At 71.3% G+C, this 19,113-nt stretch carries 16 protein-coding genes and 1 pseudogene; 6 read left to right on the plus strand and 11 right to left on the minus strand.

Features of this window, described 5'->3' with window-relative positions:
* The first annotated feature begins 66 nt into the window (after positions 1-66).
* The 4 genes from OG219_RS16520 (at position 67) to OG219_RS16535 (ending at position 5,031) form a co-directional block, all read left to right on the plus strand.
* Complete coding sequence (locus OG219_RS16520) at positions 67-1,038, plus strand: 5-dehydro-4-deoxyglucarate dehydratase (protein WP_266827260.1); 972 nt, start codon at positions 67-69, stop codon at positions 1,036-1,038.
* The gene (locus tag OG219_RS16525; RefSeq protein ID WP_266827262.1) at positions 1,035-2,330 is read left to right on the plus strand and encodes a glucarate dehydratase family protein; all 1,296 of its coding nucleotides are present in this window, start codon (positions 1,035-1,037) and stop codon (positions 2,328-2,330) included. Before OG219_RS16520 ends, OG219_RS16525 begins: the two co-directional genes overlap by 4 nt.
* Before the next feature lie 84 nt (positions 2,331-2,414).
* Positions 2,415-3,830, plus strand: a complete 1,416-nt coding sequence (locus OG219_RS16530) for an MFS transporter (protein WP_266827264.1) — start codon at positions 2,415-2,417, stop codon at positions 3,828-3,830.
* Positions 3,831-3,921: 91 nt separating this feature from the next.
* A complete protein-coding gene (locus OG219_RS16535) occupies positions 3,922-5,031 on the plus strand; it encodes a carbohydrate kinase family protein (RefSeq protein ID WP_266827266.1) in 1,110 nt (369 codons plus the stop codon).
* Between the two features lie 96 nt (positions 5,032-5,127).
* On the opposite strand, the gene OG219_RS16540 is transcribed toward OG219_RS16535, so the two are convergent.
* Positions 5,128-6,612, minus strand: coding sequence for a transposase (locus OG219_RS16540; protein ID WP_266827268.1), 1,485 nt, complete (start codon positions 6,610-6,612; stop codon positions 5,128-5,130).
* Between the two features lie 95 nt (positions 6,613-6,707).
* On the opposite strand from OG219_RS16540, the pseudogene OG219_RS16545 reads away from it, so the two are divergent.
* Positions 6,708-7,049, plus strand: a pseudogene (locus OG219_RS16545) (MFS transporter); the annotation flags it as partial.
* A 9-nt stretch (positions 7,050-7,058) separates the two neighbouring features.
* On the opposite strand, the gene OG219_RS16550 reads toward OG219_RS16545, so the two are convergent.
* From OG219_RS16550 to hrcA, 10 genes are all read right to left on the minus strand, one after another.
* Positions 7,059-8,051 carry an adenosine deaminase gene (locus OG219_RS16550; protein ID WP_266827270.1) on the minus strand — a complete coding sequence of 331 codons (993 nt, stop codon included), beginning with the start codon at positions 8,049-8,051 and terminating at the stop codon, positions 7,059-7,061.
* A gap of 90 nt (positions 8,052-8,141) precedes the next feature.
* Positions 8,142-9,047, minus strand: a complete 906-nt coding sequence (locus OG219_RS16555; RefSeq protein WP_266827272.1) for a ribonuclease Z — start codon at positions 9,045-9,047, stop codon at positions 8,142-8,144.
* A gap of 6 nt (positions 9,048-9,053) precedes the next feature.
* On the minus strand, positions 9,054-9,407 hold the full coding sequence (locus OG219_RS16560; RefSeq protein ID WP_266827274.1) for a histidine triad nucleotide-binding protein: 354 nt from the start codon (positions 9,405-9,407) through the stop codon (positions 9,054-9,056).
* Between the two features lie 158 nt (positions 9,408-9,565).
* Positions 9,566-12,781: a S41 family peptidase gene (locus OG219_RS16565; RefSeq protein WP_266827276.1), complete on the minus strand. Its 3,216-nt coding sequence runs from the start codon at positions 12,779-12,781 to the stop codon at positions 9,566-9,568.
* A 76-nt stretch (positions 12,782-12,857) separates the two neighbouring features.
* Positions 12,858-13,418 (minus strand): hypothetical protein, encoded by a 561-nt coding sequence (locus OG219_RS16570; RefSeq protein WP_266827278.1) that lies wholly within the window; start codon positions 13,416-13,418, stop codon positions 12,858-12,860.
* A 102-nt stretch (positions 13,419-13,520) separates the two neighbouring features.
* A complete protein-coding gene (locus OG219_RS16575; protein WP_266827280.1) occupies positions 13,521-13,913 on the minus strand; it encodes a VOC family protein in 393 nt (130 codons plus the stop codon).
* Between the two features lie 16 nt (positions 13,914-13,929).
* Positions 13,930-14,667, minus strand: coding sequence for a 16S rRNA (uracil(1498)-N(3))-methyltransferase (locus OG219_RS16580; protein WP_266827282.1), 738 nt, complete (start codon positions 14,665-14,667; stop codon positions 13,930-13,932).
* Positions 14,664-15,764, minus strand: coding sequence for a nitronate monooxygenase (locus OG219_RS16585; RefSeq protein ID WP_266827307.1), 1,101 nt, complete (start codon positions 15,762-15,764; stop codon positions 14,664-14,666). The genes OG219_RS16580 and OG219_RS16585 overlap by 4 nt, the downstream gene beginning before the upstream one ends.
* A gap of 144 nt (positions 15,765-15,908) precedes the next feature.
* Entirely contained in the window at positions 15,909-17,048 is a 1,140-nt protein-coding gene (dnaJ, locus tag OG219_RS16590; protein ID WP_266827309.1) for a molecular chaperone DnaJ, read from the minus strand.
* Positions 17,049-18,065, minus strand: a complete 1,017-nt coding sequence (hrcA, locus tag OG219_RS16595) for a heat-inducible transcriptional repressor HrcA (protein WP_266827311.1) — start codon at positions 18,063-18,065, stop codon at positions 17,049-17,051.
* 172 nt (positions 18,066-18,237) lie between these two features.
* On the opposite strand from hrcA, the gene OG219_RS16600 reads away from it, so the two are divergent.
* On the plus strand, positions 18,238-19,083 hold the full coding sequence (locus OG219_RS16600; RefSeq protein ID WP_266827313.1) for an MBL fold metallo-hydrolase: 846 nt from the start codon (positions 18,238-18,240) through the stop codon (positions 19,081-19,083).
* The last annotated feature ends 30 nt before the right edge of the window (positions 19,084-19,113 follow it).

The raw sequence follows: 19,113 nt of genomic DNA on the forward strand, positions 1-19,113 counted from the left end.
TCGTTCGCGTATCTAATCTCCATCTTCATACGTAGACGACATCTACATACGGAGATGATGGCAGGGATGACCGCGGACACGCACAGGAAGGCCGTCGTGGAGCGGCTGCGCGAAGGGATGGCACACGGCGTGCTGTCGTTCCCGCTCACCAGCTTCCACCGCGACGGCTCCCTCGACCTCGACGGCTTCCGTACACATGTGGCCGCGCAGATCGCCGCCGGCCCCGGCGCGGTCTTCCCGGCCTGCGGCACCGGCGAGTTCTTCTCACTCGACGAGGACGAGTACCGCAAGGTCGTCGCCGCTACGGTCGAGGAGGCGGCGGGACGCGTACCAGTCGTCGCGGGAATCGGGTACGGATGGGCCCAGGCCGCCCGGTTCGCGCGGATCGCGGAGGAGGCCGGCGCCGACGCCCTGCTGGTGCTGCCGCACTATCTCGTCGCCGCGCCGCAGGAGGGGCTCGTCGCGCAGGTGGAGCAGATCGCCGTACGGACGCGACTGCCGCTCATCGTCTACCAGCGCGGCCAAGTCGCCTTCAGCGCCGAGTCGTTGAGGCACGTCGCCCGCATCCCCGGCGTCATCGGACTCAAGGACGGCCACAGCGACCTCGACCGCCTGCAACGGCTCACCCTGGCCGCGCCCGAGGGGTTCCTGTTCTTCAACGGGGCCGCCACGGCGGAGATCCAGGCCCGCGCGTACGCCACGGTCGGCGTCCCCGCGTACTCGTCGGCCGTGCACGCCTTCGCGCCCGAGATCGCCGACGCCTTCTTCGCGGCGCACCGGCGTGGTGACGACGCCGCGATGGACCGACTGCTGCGCGACTTCTACATCCCCTTCGTCGAACTCCGCGACCGGCGGCCCGGATACGCCGTGTCGCTCGTGAAGGCCGCCGCCCGGCTGCGCGGCCGTCCCGTGGGCCCCGTCCGCGCCCCGCTCACCGACCCGTCGCCGGCAGACCTCGCCGACCTGGAGAACCTGCTCACCGCCGGACTCGCCCTCGTCCCCACCTCCGCCTCCGCCTCCGTAGGAGCCGCTCTGTGACCCGCGATCTGACCATCACCGAAGTCAGGCTGACCCCGATCCTGGTGGCCGACCCGCCGCTGCTCAACACCCAGGGCGTGCACCAGCCGTACACCCCCCGGCTGATCGTGGAGGTCGTCACGGCGGACGGTGTGACGGGCGTCGGCGAGACGTACGGCGACAGCAAGTACCTGGAACTCGCCCGCCCCTTCGCCGACAAACTCCTCGGCCGCCAAGTCTCCGACCTCAACGGCCTGTTCACCGTCGCCGACGAGGTGTCCGTCGACCAGGGCCGGGTCGACAACCAGGTCGACGTCGGCGGACTGCGCGGCGTGCAGACCGCCGACAAGCTGCGCCTGTCCGTGGTCTCCGGCTTCGAGGTGGCCTGTCTGGACGCGCTCGGCAAGGCACTCGGCTTGCCCGTGCACGCGCTGCTCGGCGGCAAGGTGCGGGACGCGGTGGAGTACAGCGGGTACCTCTTCTACAAGTGGGCCGAGCACCCCGCGGGCGTCGAGAGCGAGAAGGACGACTGGGGCGCCGCCGTCGATCCGGCCGGAGTCGTCGAGCAGGCGCGGAAGTTCACCGAGCGGTACGGGTTCACCTCGTTCAAGCTCAAGGGCGGTGTCTTCCCGCCCGAGGAGGAGATCGCCGCCGTACGTGCACTCGCCGAGGCGTTCCCCGGGCACCCCCTGCGCCTCGACCCCAACGGCGCCTGGTCCGTGGAGACTTCGCTGAAGGTCGCCGAGGAACTGGGTGACGTACTCGAATACCTGGAGGACCCGGCACTCGGCACGCCCGCCATGGCGGAGGTCGCCTCCCGCACCTCGGTCCCGCTCGCCACCAACATGTGCGTGACGACCTTCGCGGAGATCCAGGAGGCCTTCACCAAGGGGGCCGTACAGGTCGTCCTGTCCGACCACCACTACTGGGGCGGACTGCGCAACACACGTGAACTGGCCGCCGTCTGCCGCACGTTCGGCGTGGGCGTGTCCATGCACTCCAACACCCACCTCGGCATCTCACTCGCCGCGATGACCCACGTCGCCTCGACGGTCCCCGACCTCCACCACGCCTGCGACTCCCACTACCCCTGGCAGTCCGAGGACGTACTCACCGAGCGCCTCACCTTCGAGAACGGCTCGGTCGAGGTCTCCGACGCCCCCGGCCTCGGCATCGAACTCGACCGCGACAAGCTGCGGTTCCTGCACCAGCGCTGGCTCGACGACGACGGCAGCCTGCACGACCGCGACGACGCGGCGGCGATGCGGATCGCGGACCCCGACTGGGTCACGCCGGCCGTCCCTCGCTGGTAACTCCCAAGTCCCGCCCCGGGGCCGGGAGTCACCGCACCCGGCCCCTCCCACCCTTCTCCCTCCCTGCCACGACCGGAGCCGCTCGTGTCTGCAGTTGCGCCCCCCGCCCACCCACCGGCCGTCCAGTCGGCCATCCACAAGATCTTCCGCCGAGTCGTCCCGCTCTTCTTCATCATGTTCGTCGCCAACTACATGGACCGCGTCAACCTCGGCTTCGCACAGGAGCAGTTGCGTGCGGACGTCGGGCTGTCCGCCGCCGCGTTCGGGCTCGGCGCCGGGATCTTCTTCATCGCGTACGCCATCTTCGAGGTCCCCTCCAACATGCTGATGGAGCGCTTCGGGGCCAAGGTCTGGCTCACCCGGATCATGATCACCTGGGGCATCGTCGCCACCGCGATGGCCTGGGTGTCGAGCGCGGAGATGTTCTACGCGCTCCGGTTCCTGCTGGGGGTCGCGGAGGCCGGCTTCTTCCCGGCCGTCATCTACTACTTCAGCCGCTGGCTGCCGGACTCCCACCGCGGCCGGGCGACGTCCTTCTTCCTGATGGGCTCGGGCACGGCGACGGTCATCGTCGGCCCCATCTCCGGCGCACTGCTCGAAATGCACGGCGTCTGGGGCCACTCGGGCTGGCAGTGGATGTTCTTCATCGAGGGCGTCTTCTCCGTCGTACTCGGCTTCGTCGTCTACCGGTTCCTCGACTCCAGTATCGACAAGGCGACTTGGCTGACCGACGAGGAGAAGAGCGGGCTCGTCGCGGTCATCGACGCCGAGCAGGAAGAGCGCGCCGGGCAGCGCGGAACCGCACACGTGTCGCGCTGGAAGCTGCTCGCGGACCCGCAGATGCTGCTGTTCCTGTGGATCTACTTCGCGATCAACGTCGCCCTGTACGCGGTGACGTTCTGGCTGCCGTCGATCGTGGACGACATCGGTGGGCTGAGCGACTTCCAGGTCGGCCTGCTCACCTCGGTGCCCTGGCTCTGCGCGATCGCCGCCGTATACGTGAGCGGACGGATCTCCGACCGCATCGGCAAGCGCCGCCCGATCCTGATGGCCCTCCTCGTCCTCGGCGGCTGCGGCACACTGCTCGCCGTGTTCGTGTCGCCGTGGGTTGGCCTGGGCGCTCTGTGCATCGCCGCGATGGGCTTCAAGCCGGCCTCGCCGGTCTTCTGGACCATCCCGCAGAGCTACCTCGACGCACGGGCGGCGGCGCCGGGCATCGCGCTGATCAACTCCATCGGCAACCTCGGAGGCTTCGTGGCACCCACGGCCTTCGGCCTGATCGAGGACTCCACCGGTTCGACCAAGGGCGGGCTCGTCGGCCTCACGGTGATCGGCTTCCTCGCCGCGATCAGCGTCCTGCTGATCCGCGGCGGCGGCCGCAACGACCGTATCCGGCCGCGCCCCGCGAGGGCCTCAACGCCCACCGCGCCGAAGACCGCACCGGGCGCGGCCCGGACGCCGGACCCCGGACCTGCGGGAACGGCTCCGGCGGGAGCCTGACGCGACGGCAGGTACGGGCGTGCTCACCGCCGCTCCGCTCGCAGCGTGGTGCAGACTGACTTGAAATCAGCACCACGCCAGGGAGCGCACCGTGACCGCAGCCAACGGAGAGCGACCGTACAGCCACGCGCCCGTCGACCCGCTCGCCGGGCTGCGCACGCCCCAGGATCCGCCCTGGGACGTCTACCTCACGGGCACCGTCTTCCTCGACATCATCTTCACCGGGCTCGACTCCGCCCCGGTGCGCGGGACCGAGTCCTGGGCACGCGGGATGGGGTCGAGCCCCGGCGGCGTGGCGAACATGGCGACGGCGCTGGCGCGCCTTGGCCTGAAGACCTCGCTGGCGGCGGCCTTCGGGGACGACCACTACGGGGAGTACTGCTGGGACGCCCTGGAGCAGGGCGAGCACATCGACCTCTCCCCGTCGCGCACCGTGCCCGGCTGGCACTCGCCGGTCACCGTGTCGATGGCGTACGAGGGCGAGCGCACGATGGTCTCGCACGGCCACGAGCCGCCCCCGGAGGAGCCGGCCCCCGACTGCCCCCCGAGCGCGCGTGCCGCCGTCGCCGCGCTCACGCCCGGCAAGCCCGCGCCGTGGATCGCACAGGCCGCGAGCAAGGGCGCCCGGATCTTCGCGGACGTCGGCTGGGACGACACCGGCGTCTGGGATCTGGCGGGTCTGCCCGACCTCGCGCACTGCGAGGCGTTCCTGCCCAACGCGGAGGAGGCGATGCGCTACACCGGCGCCGACTGTCCACGGGCCGCGGCACACGCGCTCACCGAGCACGTGCCGCTCGCCGTGGTCACCCTCGGCGCGGAGGGCGCCTACGCCGTGGACGCCGGCACCGGCCAGAGCGCCCAGGTGCCCGCCATCGCCGTCGAGGCCCTGGACCCCACCGGCGCCGGTGACGTCTTCGTCGCCGGCTTCGTGATGGCCACCCTCGCCGACTGGCCCCTCGCCGACCGCCTCGCCTTCGCCGGACTCACCGCCGCCCTCTCCGTCCAGGAGTTCGGCGGCTCCCTCTCCGCCCCCGGCTGGTCCGAGATCGCCGCCTGGTGGCGCCGCGTCCAGTCGGTCGACGACCAGGACCCCGCCGCCCTCCACCGCTACGCCTTCCTGGAGCCCCTTCTCCCGGAGACCTCCCGCCCCTGGCCGCTGAGACGGGCGGTCCCCACCATTGGCTTCGGCCGCTCGGCCTGAGCCCAGGGTTGCCGCGGAGGCATTTTTTCGCCCCCCCGTCCCCTCAAATGCGAATTGCCCGCGTGTTCATGTCCGTCGACAGCCGCCCAACCGTTGCTAATAGCTGAGCGGGAGTGAGTCCTGTAGCCAGGACGCATGCTCAGCCATGTGCCCCGAACGGTGTTGGGCACACTGGTCTCCCGCTTTCGCTCCACCACCGGGCAGCGCGCATCGCGTGCGCGGTCCGGGAACGTGGGGGCGGGTTTCCTCACGCCCTCGGGTGTCCGGTCGGGCCTGGCCGGTCCGATGCCCCTGCACATAGCTCTGGTGTGCAGGGGGCGGTGCCGTCCTCCCCCAGTGCCTTAAGGGCCTGGGAGGTGCCCCCAGCCTGATCGGATGTCCGAGTGCGCGCCTTCCGATCCCGATGCTCGCCGCATCGTGCCGGGTGGTCTTGCGGGTGGGGGTGGTCAGGGGTTTCTGCCAGTGCTGGCCGCCCCAGCGGCTGGTGTAGGCGGGGTCGACCGCGACGATGGCCATGTCCTGCTCGGCGGCCATCGAGACGAGCCGGGCCTTAAGTCTCGCGGTCGGGAAGCGGGAGATCAGTCGGCGGAAGCGTTTGTTGCGGCCGTGCTTCTCCCGGCTCCTGCCGTCGGTGAAGTCGAGATCCTCGACGGCGATCGCGGCGACACCGCTGCGCCGGGCGAAGTGCAGCAGCCGCGTTAGCGCGTGCCGGATCTGCGCATCCCGGTGATCCGCGTTCCCGGTCAGGTCGTAGAAGAAGCGCTGCGGCTCCCCGACCGGATTGCCATGGGTATCGAGCTGCCAGGCAGCGAGGTGGTCGTCGTTCATGTCCACCCCCACCACCCCCTGAGCCAGGGCCGCTTCCAGGGGCAGCACCGGCGTTGCGGCCCGCTGCCAGGACGCGGTCACATACCAGCGGCCTCGCACCGTGTCGTGGTGGATGCGGTAGGCCACCGCCCGGTTGGCGGTGATCCGGTCGAGCCACTCCTGGCCCCGGTGCTGGAACGCCACCCGTGTGTCGAGCACGTACCGGCCGTGGGGTGCGTTGGCCAAGTGCGCCAGCGGGAGCGGGAGTTTGAGGGAGAGCTGTCCGCTGTCGGTGACGCGGATGGTCTCGTTGCCGAAGCGTTTGCCGGACTCCCCGTCGGCGGCCAGGAACATCCACGCCGCCTCCCACCGCTCACGCCACGCCCGCTCACTCAGCCCGGCCTCAGCGAGGTGGTGACGAGTGTTCATCAGACTTCGGCCGCCGCGCACCACACGCACCCGGCCCGCCGCCCAGTCCGCCTCCACCACCGCCAGCCGTCCCTGCAGCACGTGCAGACGCCGGGACTTGGCATGCCACTCGGCACGCGAGGCATACCCCCGCACCAGGCCCTCACGTTTACAGGCCTTGGCGCCCAGTGGCCGGGCCAGCCGCGCCGCAATCTGCGCGATCTGCCCCCGCAGCCAGGCGATGTGGGCGGCCTGGCCACGCCGCGCCAGCGCCCACTGGTCATGCGTCGCCTTGGTGACACTCCCCGCCCACCCGTTCACCCCCGCCCAACCGAAGATCCCATCACTGCGGTCAACGAACACCACCGGCAAAGGTCACCCGTTCGGCCCAGGAACTTCCGTTCCCCTCCCGAAAACACCCCAGCACGCACACCGCGACACACAAGATTGCGCGGCGGCCGACGTACGTGATCGGCCTCGCCGCGTCCCTGGACCCGCGCGGCCGCTGGGCGGTCCTCGTCGGCTCCGCGTCCTCGCTCGGCACGGCGTGCGGCCCGCTCGCGGGAAGCCTGCTCTCCGCTCGGGCGGGCTACCCGGCGATGGGCACGATCCTGGCCCTCGGCCTGCTCCTGCTCACGGTCCCGATGACGGCCGTGGCCCTGCGCGCCAGGCACGGCGGCACCCCGGAACACACGGTCGTGGAGATCTCGCTGGACGCCGTACCGGCCCAGCGGACGGCATACGACACGGCGGGACCCCGGCAGGCAGCAACAGCAGCCGCACCGGGGCCCGGTCCCACGTAGAACGCCCGCCTACTCGAACTCGTACGCCGCCACCTCGGCGATGTACCGAGCCCGCCGCTCCTCGTCGTGATCGAGGAACGAAGCCTCGAACGAGTTGCGGGCCAGCTCCCGCAACCGTTCCTGGTCGACCCCCAGCGCCTCCCGCACCGCGTGGAAGGTGTCCCCCACGTACCCCCCGAAGTAGGCGGGGTCGTCGGAGTTGACGGTGCACAGCAGCCCGGCGTCCATCATCGCGACGAGCGGATGGTCCTCCAGCGTGTCCACGGCCCGCAGGCGTACGTTCGACAGCGGGCACAGCGTCAACGGCACCCGTTCGCGCACGAGCCGCTCGACCAGCGCGTCGTCCTCCATGCAGCGCAGCCCGTGGTCGATGCGCTCGACGCCGAGCACGTCCAGCGCCTCGGTGATGTAGGACGGCGGCCCCTCCTCACCCGCGTGCGCGACGCGCCGCAGCCCGAGCGCGGCGGCGGCCTCGTACACCTCGCGGAACTTGACCGGCGGGTGTCCGACCTCGGCGGAGTCGAGGCCGATGCCGACGATGCGGTCGAGGTACGGCTTCGCGGCCTCCAGGGTGTCCATGGCCGACTCGGCGGACTCGTCGCGCAGGAAGCACATGATCAGCTGGGTGGAGACGCCGTGCGTCTCCTCGCTGCGCGCGAGCGCGCGGGAGAGCCCCTCGACGACGGTCCCCATTCCCACCCCCCGCGCGATGTGCGCCTGCGGGTCGAAGAAGATCTCGGCGTGCCGCACGCCCTGCGCGGCGGCGCGCGCCAGATACGCGTCGGCGAGGTCGGTGAAGTCCTGCTCCGTCCGCAGCACGGCCATGAGCTCGTAGTACAGGTTCAGGAACGACTGGAGATCGTCGAAGAGATACGCCTTGCGCAGCTCTTCGGTGTTCGCGTACGGCAGTGTGACGCCGTTGCGCGCGGCGAGCACGAAGGCCAGCTCGGGTTCGAGGGTGCCTTCGATGTGGAGGTGCAGTTCAGCTTTGGGGAGGGGCATCAAATCATCGTAAAGGCGATTCACCGCCGCTTCGGAACCGGCACCCTCACCACTGTCAGTGGCGCTTGGGAACCGGCACCCTCACCACTGTCAGTGGCGCTTGGGAACCGGCACCCTCACCAGATCGTGCGCCACCGTCAGCTCCCCCTCGAACCCGGCGGCCCGCGCCTGCCGCTCGAACTCGTCGGGCTCGGTGTACCGCTGACTGAAGTGCGTGAGCACGAGATGCCGTACGCCCGCGTCCAACGCCACCCGCCCAGCCTGACCGGCAGTCAGATGCCCATGATCCTCGGCGAGTTGCTGGTCCTCGTCCAGGAACGTCGACTCGATGACAAGCATGTCGCACCCCTCGGCGAGCGCGTACACCCCGTCGCACAGCCGGGTGTCCATGACGAACGCGAACCGCTGCCCGCGCCGGACTTCGCTCACCTCGTCGAGGGAGACTCCGGGAAGGGAGCCCTCCCGTTGCAGCCGCCCGACATCGGGTCCGCGGACTCCCCGCTCGGCGAGCCGCTCGGGCAGCATCCGCCGCCCGTCGGGCTCGACGAGCCGGTAACCGTACGACTCGACGGGGTGGGAGAGCCGCCGGGCCTCCAGGGTGTACGAAGCACTCACAGCAAGCACCCCGTCGGCGTCGACCGGCGCCTCGGTGAGCGCGACGGTCTCGCGGTAGGCCGTCGCATACCGCAGCCGGTCGAAGAACCGCTGCCCGGAGCGCGGATAGTGCGCGGTCACCTCGTGCGGCACCCGGTCGAGGTTGATGCGCTGGATCACCCCGGCGAGCCCGAGCGAATGGTCGCCGTGGAAGTGGGTGACGCAGATCCGGTGCAGGTCGTGCGCGGCGACCCCGGCACGCAGCATCTGCCGCTGCGTGCCCTCGCCGGGATCGAAGAGCAGCCCCTCCCCGTCCCAGCGCAGCAGGTAGCCGTTGTGGTTGCGATGGCGGGTGGGGACCTGGCTGGCGGTGCCGAGGACCACCAATTCACGTACGGACAAGGCCGGTTACCCCGGCGGCCACTGCATGCCACGACCGCCGAGGAGGTGGGCGTGCGCGTGGAAGACGGTCTGCCCGGCGCCGCTGCCCGTGTTGAACACGATGCGGTAGCTGTCGAGCTTCTCCTCGGCCGCGACCTGGCCGGCCTCGCGCAGTATGTCCGCGGCGATGCCGGGTTCGGCGGCCGCAAGTGACACCGCGTCCGGGTGGTGCACCTTGGGGATGACCAGGATGTGGGTGGGCGCCTGGGGGTTGATGTCCCGGAACGCCACGGTCGTCTCGGTCTCCTGGACCACGTCGGCCGGGATCTGCCCCGCGACGATCTTGCAGAACAGGCAGTCGTCCTGCGGCTCTCCCACCATGCGTGTGCCTCCTCGCGCGGCCCGGTCAGTACGCCAGCATCGTATCGGCCCCGTCGATCACCGGCGCCCCGCCCGTCAGCCCGAAAGGGGCGGGCGGGCGGGGAAAATCCGCCGCGAAGCGGTGGATCAGCCGCACCACAACGAACCCGAGGCCGAAATCAAAGCGGCGGCAAAGCGGGCGCAGCCTTCGCCGGGTTCTCCGACAGCGCCGCCAGCGCGATCCGGATCGCCTCGTCCAACTGCGCGTCGCGCCCGGCGGCGTGGTCCTGCGGGGCCTGGACGACCTCGACGTCCGGGTCGACGCCGTGGTTCTCCACGTCCCACCCGTAACCCTCCAGCCAGAAGGCGTACTTGGGCTGGGTGACGAGCGTGCCGTCGACGAGCCGGTAGCGGCTGTCGATGCCGATCACGCCGCCCCAGGTCCGCGTGCCGACCACGGGACCGATGCCCAGCGCCTTGATGGCCGCGTTCACGATGTCGCCGTCGGAGCCGGAGAACTCGTTGGCGACGGCGACGACGGGTCCGCGCGGGGCGTCCTCGGGGTAGCTGTAGGGCCGCATGCCGCGGGGCAGGTCCCAGCCGACGATCCGCCGGGCGAGTTTCTCGATGACCAGCTGGGAGGTGTGGCCGCCGCGGTTCTCGCGGACGTCCACGACGAGTCCCTCGCGGGCCACCTCGACGCGCAGGTCGCGGTGGAGCTGCGCCCACCCGGAGCCGACCATGTCGGGCACGTGCAGATAGCCGAGCCGTCCGCCGGACTGCTCGTGGACGTAACCCCGCCGGTCGGCGACCCAGGCGTGGTAGCGCAGCGGTTCCTCGTCCGCGAGGGGCACCACGACGGCGTGCCGCGGATCGCCGCCGCCGGACGGGGAGACGGTCAGCTCGACCGGCTTGCCCGCCGTGCCGACGAGCAGCGGTCCCGGTCCGGCGACCGGGTCCACCGGCCGCCCCGCGACCGCGACGATGGCGTCCCCGGCGCGCACGGCGACCCCGGGCGCGGCGAGCGGCGCGTGTGCGTCGGGGTCGGAGGTTTCCGAGGGGAGGATCCGGTCGATACGCCAACTGCCGTCGTCGTGACGGGAGATGTCGGCGCCGAGCAGCCCTTGCGCACGGTCGCCGCCACCCCATCCGCCGCCGCGCGGCATGACGTAGGCGTGCGAGGTGCCGAGTTCGCCCTGCACCTCCCACAGGAGGTCCACGAGGTCGTCGTGGGTGGCGACGCGCTCAAGGACCGGCCGGTACCGGTCGAGCACCCCGTCCCAGTCGACGCCCCCGAGATCGGGCCGCCAGTAGTTGTCGCGCATGAGGCGGCCGGTCTCGTCGTACATCTGCCGCCATTCGGCGGCGGGGTCGACGGTCTGCCGCACCCGCGAGAGGTCGACGGTGATGTTGGTGTCGCTCTCGTCGTCGTTCGAGGCGCGCCGGTCGCTCGGTACGACCTTGAGTTTGCCGTCGGTCCACAGCAGGACACGCTTGCCGTCGCCGCTGACGGCGAAGTGGTCGGCGTCGGCGGCGAGATGCTCGATGCGCTGCTGGACGAGGTCGTACCGCTCCAGTTCGGTCTTCGGGTCCGGGTCGTCGGGGGTGGCGCGGGAGGAGCCGAGCACTCCGCGGACGGGATGCCGCAGCCACAGCAGTCCGTCCTTGGCGGCGCGGAGGCCGGAGTAGCGGGCGGCCTCGACGGGGAACGGCACGATCCGGTCGGCGAGTCCGTCGAGGTCGATCCGGGTCGCGGGGGCGCCCTCGCTGTCGGGCGTCTCGTCCTTGTCGGGTGCCTCGAAGGGGCGGCCGTGGCGCTGCGGTCCGAAGGGCGAGGGGGTGGTCGCGGCGAGCGTGATGAGGTGCGGTCGCGAGCCGCCCACGAACGCGAGGTCGAAGACGTGCTCGTCGTAGACCGGGTCGAAGGACCGGGCCGAGAGGAACCCGAGGTGCTTGCCGTCGAGGGTGAACGCGGGTGCGTAGTCCCGGAAGCGCAGCGGGGTCGCCTCGGTCACCGACAGGTCGGTGGTGTTGGCGAGCTTGAGCTGGCGCAGCGGGCGCGGGCCGGGGTGCGACCAGGCGAGCCACGCGGAGTCGGGCGAGAAGGCGAGGCCGCTGACGTCGCCGTTCTCGCTGCGGTCGACCTCGCGGACCTCTCCCGTCTCCCGCTCGACGAGCAGGACCCGTCCGTCGTGCGAGGCGACGGCGGCGCGGCTGCCGTCGGGTGACATCGCGAGGGCGAGGACCCGCCCGAGCTGTCCGGCGGCGAGCCGCCGGGGTGTCGCTCCGGGCGCGACCCCGGTCGCGGGGGCGAACTCCAGGGCGTCGTCGCCCTCGGCGTCCGTCACCCACACCACGTGTTCCTCGCCCTCCGCCCGGAAGGTGCGGGGCAGCCGGGCGCGTACGCCGGGTTCGGCGGCGAGCGCGCGGGCCGGGCCCGAGCGGTGGGTGACCCAGTGGACGGAGCCGCGCACGGCGATCGCGCTGCCGCGTCCGGTGTGGTCGGGCGCGGCGGCCCCGAACCAGCGGGACGCGCTCACGGGATGCGGCTGCAGGTCGACGCGCTGTCCGCCGAGCCGCAGGTCGAGCCGGCGCGGTTCGGCGCCGTCCAGGTCGTCGAGGAGCCACAGTTCGCCGGCGGACGCGTACACGACCCAGGTGCCGTCGGTCGCCGCGTGCCGGGCGTAGAAGCCGTCAACTGCCGTGTGCCGCCGCAGATCCGTACCGTCCGCGAGCGACGAGTACAGCGCCCCGACACCTTCGTGATCGGAGAGAAAAGCGACGCGCTCCCCCACCCACAAGGGGTACTCGAGGTTCCCGTCAAGCTCTTCATGCAGCCGTACGAATTCCCCCTCCCCCTCCCGGTCGATCCACAGCTTGCCCGCCGTACCGCCCCGGTACCGCTTCCACCAGGCGGCCTCGCGCCCCATCGGAGCGGACAGCAGCAGCACGCCCCCGTCGCCGTGGGCGACGTCGCCGACAGGCCCGTACGGGAGGGTGGTCGCCGGACCGCCGTCGAGCGGGACCGCCCGCGCCCAGCTGCGCCGCAGGCTCGCCTGCCCCTGCGTACTGAGCGCGAGCACCTGCCCGTCGGGGGTCCAGCCGCGCACCTGGGTCTTCGAACTCCCCCAGTACGTCAGCCGTTTGGACGGCCCGCCGTCCAGCGGGGCGGCATGCACCTCGGGGGCGCCGTCTCGGGTGGACGTCCAGGCGACGGTCGTACCGTCCGGGGAGATGCGCGGATGGTTCACCGGTACGTTGTCGGCGCTGACCCGCCAGGCGCGGCCTGCCCCGTCCAGCGGGGCGACCCAGACGTCGTCCTCGGCGGTGAAGGCGACCAGATCGCCGTGCAGATGCGGAAACCGGAGATACGCGGAGGGTGCGGACTCTGTCACCCGATCACCTTAGGCAGCGATCACGCCCCCGGACAGGGGTTTCGATCACTTGCCTCCCCTGCCTCCCCGCACGTCACTACTTGCCCTGGGGCCAGCACGTGGGGTTCCCCTGGCAGTAGATGGTCTTGGTGACGGTCACGGTCACAGTGGGGCCGGGCTGCTGCGGGTTGTTGACGGGCGGGGTGTATCCAGGCGTGCTGGGGGCATCGCAGTTGCCGAGACCCTTGACGTGGAACCACTCCTTGCCGTCGATTTTGGCGGTCAGGTCACCGCGTACGCACCGGCCGTCGATGGCCCGGGTGACCTGGCCCGTGACGGTGATGTCCTTGCCGTCCGAGGTCTCCCCCGTGCAGTCGACGTCCGCCACGGTACTCTCGGTCGGTGAGGGCGTCTTCCCCGGCGTGTAGGCCTTGTTGCCGCCGCCGAACGACGCCGTACAGGTGAGCCACTGCACGTCCGCCTTCTGCCGTTCGAGCTCCTTCGTCACGGTCTGGTCGGTCGTGTACGCCACGGACGCGGAACTCAGCCCGGCGGGATCACACGCGACGACACCACCCACGGCGGCCGCCACGAGACCGGCCGCCGCCATCGTCCGCCGCCGCCCGGCCCGTCGCCCTATCCGCCTCAAAGCCCCCATGGCTGGCAGGGTGCCACCGTCCCGTGTGGCGCGGAAGACCGCATGCGGCCACTCCCGCACTCTCGCGCGTCACACTCGAACGCATGGGCGGCGGTCGCGGATTCAGACGGCCAGCAGCTGCCACTCCTGCAGCTCCACCAGGTTCCCCTCGGGGTCCTTGAGGTGGGCGACGCGCATACGGTCGGTCATGGGTGCGGGGCCGTGCAGGACGGTCGCGCCGCGGGCCGCGATCTGCTCGCAGTACGTGTCCAGGTCGTCCACGCGCAGCACCACCAGCGAACGGTGTCCCGTAGCCAGGTCACCCAGTTCGCCGAGGACTTGGGCCATCATCGCCCGGTCCTGGAGGGCGATGCCCGCAGAGCCGGTGACGGGGCTGAACTTCTCGTACGGTCCCTCGGTCGCGCCCGACTGGGGCTTGAGGCCGAGGACTTCCGCGTAGAAGCGGTAGCAGGCCGGGAAGTCGGAGACGAGCAGGCGTACTTGGGCGAGTTCCAAGGGGATCTCCATCGGTTCAGGACCAGCGACCGGTACGGCCGAGGAGCAGCGCGGCCGCCGCGGTCCCGGCGGTCGAGGTGCGCAGCACGCTGCGCCCCAGTCGGTACGCCCGCGCGCCCGCCTCGGTGAAGAGCGCCAACTCCTCCGGGGAGACGCCTCCTTCGGGGCCGATCACGAGCACGATCTCGCCCTGCGCGGGGAGTTCGGCCGTGGCGAGGGGCTCGTCACCGCTCTCGTGCAGGACGGCCGCGAGATCGGCTTTGGCGAGAAGTGCGGCAACCTGCTTGGTCGTCATCGCGTCCGCGACCTCTGGGAAGCGGACGCGGCGGGACTGCTTGCCTGCCTCCCGGGCCGTGGCCCGCCACTTGGCGAGCCCCTTCAGTCCCCTCTCGCCCTTCCACTGCGTGATGCAGCGGGAGGCCGCCCAGGGGACGATCGCGTCGACGCCGGTCTCCGTCATGGTCTCGACGGCCAGCTCGCCGCGGTCGCCCTTGGGGAGGGCCTGGACGACGGTGATGCGGGGGGACTCCGGGGGCTCCTCGTTCAGCGAATCCAGATCCATCACCACCAAGCGGTCCTTGCCCTCGGCCGCCTTCACCACACCTTCGATCCAGCGCCCGCGCCCATCCGTAAGAACGACGCTCTCGCCGGGCCGCAGCCGCTTCACGGAGACGGCGTGCCGCCCCTCGGGCCCGTCGAGCACGAACTGGGACGCACTGGGCACCCGCTCCACCACGAACACCGGCGCCGTCATCGGACCGCACCCCCCGTGCCCGTCCCGGACTCGGGAAACACCGACAACGCTGTCGTCGCGGCGGCGAGTTCGGCGCTCAGCACCTCCACCAGCTGCCCGGCGGGCAGTTCGCGTGCCATGCGGTGTCCCTGGCCCGCCCACAGCGCCATGCCCTGCGCGTCGCCCGCCTTGGCCGCCGCCTTGCGCAGCGGGGAGGTGAGGTGGTGGACCTGGGGGTACGCGGCGGGCGCGTAGGGGCCGTGCTCGCGCAGGAAGCGGTTGACGAGTCCGCGCGCCGGGCGCCCGGAGAAGGCGCGTGTCAACTCCGTACGTACGAAAAGGGGGTTGGTCAGTGCCTGCTTGTGCACGGCGTTCGCGCCGGACTCGGGGGTGGCGAGGAACGCCGTGCCGAGCTGGGCCGCGTTCGCGCCGGCCGCGAGTACCGCGGCGATCTGGCTGCCGCGCATGATGCCGCCGGCCGCGACTATCGGGATCTGCACGGTCTCTCGGACCTGCGCGATCAGCGAGAGCAGTCCGATGCCGGTGCCGTCCGTCTCCGGGTTGTCGCGGTGGGTGCCCTGGTGGCCGCCCGCCTCGACGCCCTGCACGACGACCGCGGCGGCTCCGGCCCGCTGCACGGCGAGCGCTTCCTCGGCCGTGGTCGCGGTGACCAGGGTGAGGGTGCCGGCGCGGGCGAGGGAGTCCAGGACGTCGCGGGTGGGGATGCCGAAGTGGAAGGAGACCACCGGCACCGGGTTGTCGTGGAGGACCGCGAGCTTGGCGTCGTAGCCGTCGTCGCGGCCGCTGTCCGGGTCGCCGAGCTCGGTCTCGTACCAGGCGGCCTCACCCGCGAGCTGGTGGGCGTACACCTCGACGGCGGCCTTGTCCGCGTACTCGGGCTGCGGCATGAAGAGGTTCACGCCGAAGGGCCGTCCGGTAATCCCGCGCAGCTGCTTGATCTCCTGGTACATACCGTCGGCGGTCTTGTACCCGGCGGCCAGGAACCCTAGCCCGCCGGCCTCGGACACGGCGGCCGCGAGATGCGGGACGGATACGCCGCCCGCCATGGGGGCCTGCACGATCGGGTGTGGGAAGAGATCGGTCAGTGCGGAGGACATGACGGCATGTTGTCACGTCCTCCGAACAAGTCCGAATCGAGCCTTCCGGCTGGCATAGGCCACCCGCACCTCCCGCCCCGGCGTGTGCGGCCCGGGGCGGAAAGGCCGCGGAAAAGCCCACCTCAGCAACCGTTGGAGGCGTCCTCAGCGACCGTTGAAGGCGTCCTTCAGGCGCGAGAACAGCCCCTGCTGCCCCGGCTGGAACTGCCCGATGGGCCGCTCCTCGCCGCGCAGCACGGCCAGCTCGCGCAGCACGCGCTCCTGCTCGGCGTCGAGCTTCGACGGTGTCATCACCTCGACGTGCACGATGAGGTCACCGCGCCCGCCGCCCCGCAGATGCGTGATGCCGCGCCCGTGCAGCGGGATCGACTGCCCGGACTGGGTCCCCGGACGGATGTCGACCTCCTCCATGCCGTCGAGCGTCTCCAGCGGCACCTTGGTGCCGAGGGCCGCCGCGGTCATCGGGATGGTGACCGTGCAGTGCAGGTCGTCGCCGCGCCGCTGGAACACGGCGTGCGGGAGCTCGTGGATCTCGACGTAGAGGTCGCCGGCGGGGCCGCCACCGGGGCCGACCTCGCCCTCGCCCGCGAGCTGGATCCGGGTGCCGTTGTCGACACCGGCGGGGATCTTGACGGTCAGCGTCCTGCGCGACCGCACCCGGCCGTCGCCCGCGCACTCCGGGCACGGCGTCGGGACGACGGTCCCGAAGCCCTGGCACTGGGGGCAGGGCCGCGAGGTCATGACCTGGCCGAGGAAGGACCGCGTGACCTGCGACACCTCACCGCGACCGCGGCACATGTCACAGGTCTGCGCCGAGGTCCCCGGCGCCGCGCCCTCACCGCTGCAGGTGCCGCACACCACGGCCGTGTCGACCTGGATGTCCTTCGTGGTGCCGAAGGCCGCCTCGTCCAGCTCGATCTCGAGCCGGATCATGGCGTCCTGGCCGCGGCGCGTACGCGACCGGGGGCCACGCTGCGACGCCGTGCCGAAGAAGGCGTCCATGATGTCCGAGAAGTTGCCGAAGCCACCGGCGCCGAAGCCACCGGGGCCGCCCGCGCCGCCCGACTGGGACAGCGGGTCGCCGCCGAGGTCGTAGACCTGCTTCTTCTGCGGGTCCGACAACACCTCGTACGCGGCGTTGATCTCCTTGAACCGCTCCTGCGTCTTCGGATCGGGATTGACGTCCGGGTGCAGCTCGCGCGCGAGCCTCCTGAACGCCTTCTTGATCTCGTCCTGGGACGCGTCGCGGCGCACGCCGAGTACGGCGTAGTAGTCCGTGGCCACTTAAGACTCCGCCAGGATCTGTCCGACGTACCGTGCCACCGCTCGTACCGCTCCCATCGTGCCGGGGTAATCCATGCGGGTCGGGCCGACCACGCCGAGTTTCGCTACTGCTTCGTCGCCCGAACCGTAGCCGACTGAGACGACGGACGTGGAGTTGAGTCCCTCATACGCGTTCTCATGACCGATCCGTACGGTCATGCCCGAATCCCCGGCCTCACCAAGCAACTTGAGGAGCACGACCTGCTCCTCCAGCGCTTCGAGAACGGGCCGGATGGTGAGAGGGAAGTCATGTCCGAAGCGGGTGAGATTGGCGGTGCCGCCGATCATCAGCCGCTCCTCGGTCTGCTCGACGAGCGTCTCCAGGAGGGTGGAGAGCACGGTGGCGACCGTACCGCGGTCCTCCGCCTCGAAGGCGTCGGGCAGGTCCTGCACCAGTTGCGGAACGTCCGAAAACCGGCGCCCCGCGACCCGGCTGTTGAGCCGCGCGCGTAGATCCGCCAGAGAGGCCTCCCCGAACGGCGCCGGGCAGTCGATCAGGCGCTGTTCCACCCGGCCGGTGTCCGTGATCAGGACGAGCATGACGCGGGCCGGAGCCAGCGACAGCAGCTCGACGTGGCGCACGGTCGAACGTGTGAGGGACGGGTACTGCACGACGGCGACCTGCCGGGTGAGCTGCGCGAGCAGCCGCACCGTCCGCCCGACGACATCGTCGAGATCGACGGCGCCGTCGAGGAAGTTCTGAATGGCCCGCCGCTCGGGTGCGGTCATCGGCTTGACGCCGGCGAGCTTGTCGACGAAGAGCCGGTAGCCCTTGTCGGTGGGGATGCGCCCGGCGCTGGTATGCGGCTGGGCGATGTACCCCTCGTCCTCAAGGGCGGCCATGTCGTTGCGGACCGTCGCCGGGGAGACCCCGAGCCGGTGCCGCTCGGTGAGGGCCTTGGAGCCGACGGGCTCCTCCGTCCCCACATAGTCCTGGACGATGGCGCGCAGCACTTCGAGCCTGCGTTCACTGAGCATCGCGCACACCTCCAGCTGTCGTCCCGTGGTCCTGGTGGGCCTTTCGCCCTGGCACTCAGCGCGTGCGAGTGCCAGCGTTCCCCGGCCCAGTGTACGGCGGGGAGGTACGCCCCCGGCAAGGGCGGCCCCCGCGCGGTCGTGCCGACGACGTCCTCGCCGTTAGCGTCTGCCCATGAGCGTGACTTGGGAAGAGGCGGGCTGGGAACAGCTGACACCACGGGTCGGCCGACGGCGCCTTCCTGGCTGGGACTGCACGGTCGGTCTCGTGATGGGTGAGGAGGCCGCCCTGATGATCGACGCGGGGTCGAGCCTGCGGGAGGGCGCACGGTTGCGTTCCGAGGCGCGACGGCTGCTGGGGGCGATCGACGCGGGGGCGAGCCCGTACGAGGGCACAGAACCGCCTTCCGAGACGCGGCGCCCGCGCGACGACGGACAACCGCGCTCCGACACCCGGCGCCTGCACGGCGACGGCCGCCGGGTGACGCACCTCGTGCTCACCCACCCGCACTTCGACCATGTCTTCGGCGCGGCCGCCTTCGCGGGTGTGGAGGTGTTCGGGGCGGTGGGCCTGGACACGGTTCTCGCTCACGGCCACGAGGCGCTTCGCGCGGACGCCGTACGCCACGGTCTCGACCCGCGGCAGGCCGACGAGGCAGCCGATCTGCTCGTCCGCCCCCGCCACCACGTGTCCGGCGAGTGGACCCTGGACCTGGGCGGCGGCACGCAGGTCCTGCTCGCGAACGTGGGCCCCGGCCACACGGGCCACGACCTGGTGGTCCTGGTCCCCGGATCCCCGCCATGGCCGGAGGTCGTGTTCTGCGGCGACCTGGTGGAGGAGTCGGGCGAACCCCAGGCGGGCACCGACGCCGTCCCGTCCCAGTGGCCGGCGGCGCTGGACCGGCTGCTCGCCCTGGGCGGGGAGGACGCGTTGTACGTGCCCGGTCACGGGGCGGTGGTGAACGCGGGGTTCGTCCGGGCCCAACGGGACGCGCTGGCAGCCCGTTTCGGCGTGTCGTAGGAGGCCGTGGGACACGGGGGCCCGGCTTCT

Origin of the sequence: Streptomyces sp. NBC_00038, from assembly GCF_026343635.1 — a bacterium.
In the GTDB taxonomy this organism is placed as follows: Bacteria; Actinomycetota; Actinomycetes; order Streptomycetales; family Streptomycetaceae; genus Streptomyces.

Bases quoted from the DNA above. Each gene is read 5' to 3' on its own strand.
- OG219_RS16520 (WP_266827260.1), top strand. From the start codon at position 67: ATGACCGCGGACACGCACAGGAAGGCCGTCGTGGAGCGGCTGCGCGAA.
- OG219_RS16550 (WP_266827270.1), bottom strand. From the start codon at position 8,051: ATGCCCCTCCCCAAAGCTGAACTGCACCTCCACATCGAAGGCACCCTC.
- OG219_RS16560 (WP_266827274.1), bottom strand. From the start codon at position 9,407: ATGGTGGGAGAGCCGCAGGACGACTGCCTGTTCTGCAAGATCGTCGCG.
- OG219_RS16570 (WP_266827278.1), bottom strand. From the start codon at position 13,418: ATGGGGGCTTTGAGGCGGATAGGGCGACGGGCCGGGCGGCGGCGGACG.
- OG219_RS16580 (WP_266827282.1), bottom strand. From the start codon at position 14,667: ATGACGGCGCCGGTGTTCGTGGTGGAGCGGGTGCCCAGTGCGTCCCAG.
- OG219_RS16585 (WP_266827307.1), bottom strand. From the start codon at position 15,764: ATGTCCTCCGCACTGACCGATCTCTTCCCACACCCGATCGTGCAGGCC.
- hrcA (WP_266827311.1), bottom strand. From the start codon at position 18,065: ATGCTCAGTGAACGCAGGCTCGAAGTGCTGCGCGCCATCGTCCAGGAC.
- OG219_RS16600 (WP_266827313.1), top strand. From the start codon at position 18,238: ATGAGCGTGACTTGGGAAGAGGCGGGCTGGGAACAGCTGACACCACGG.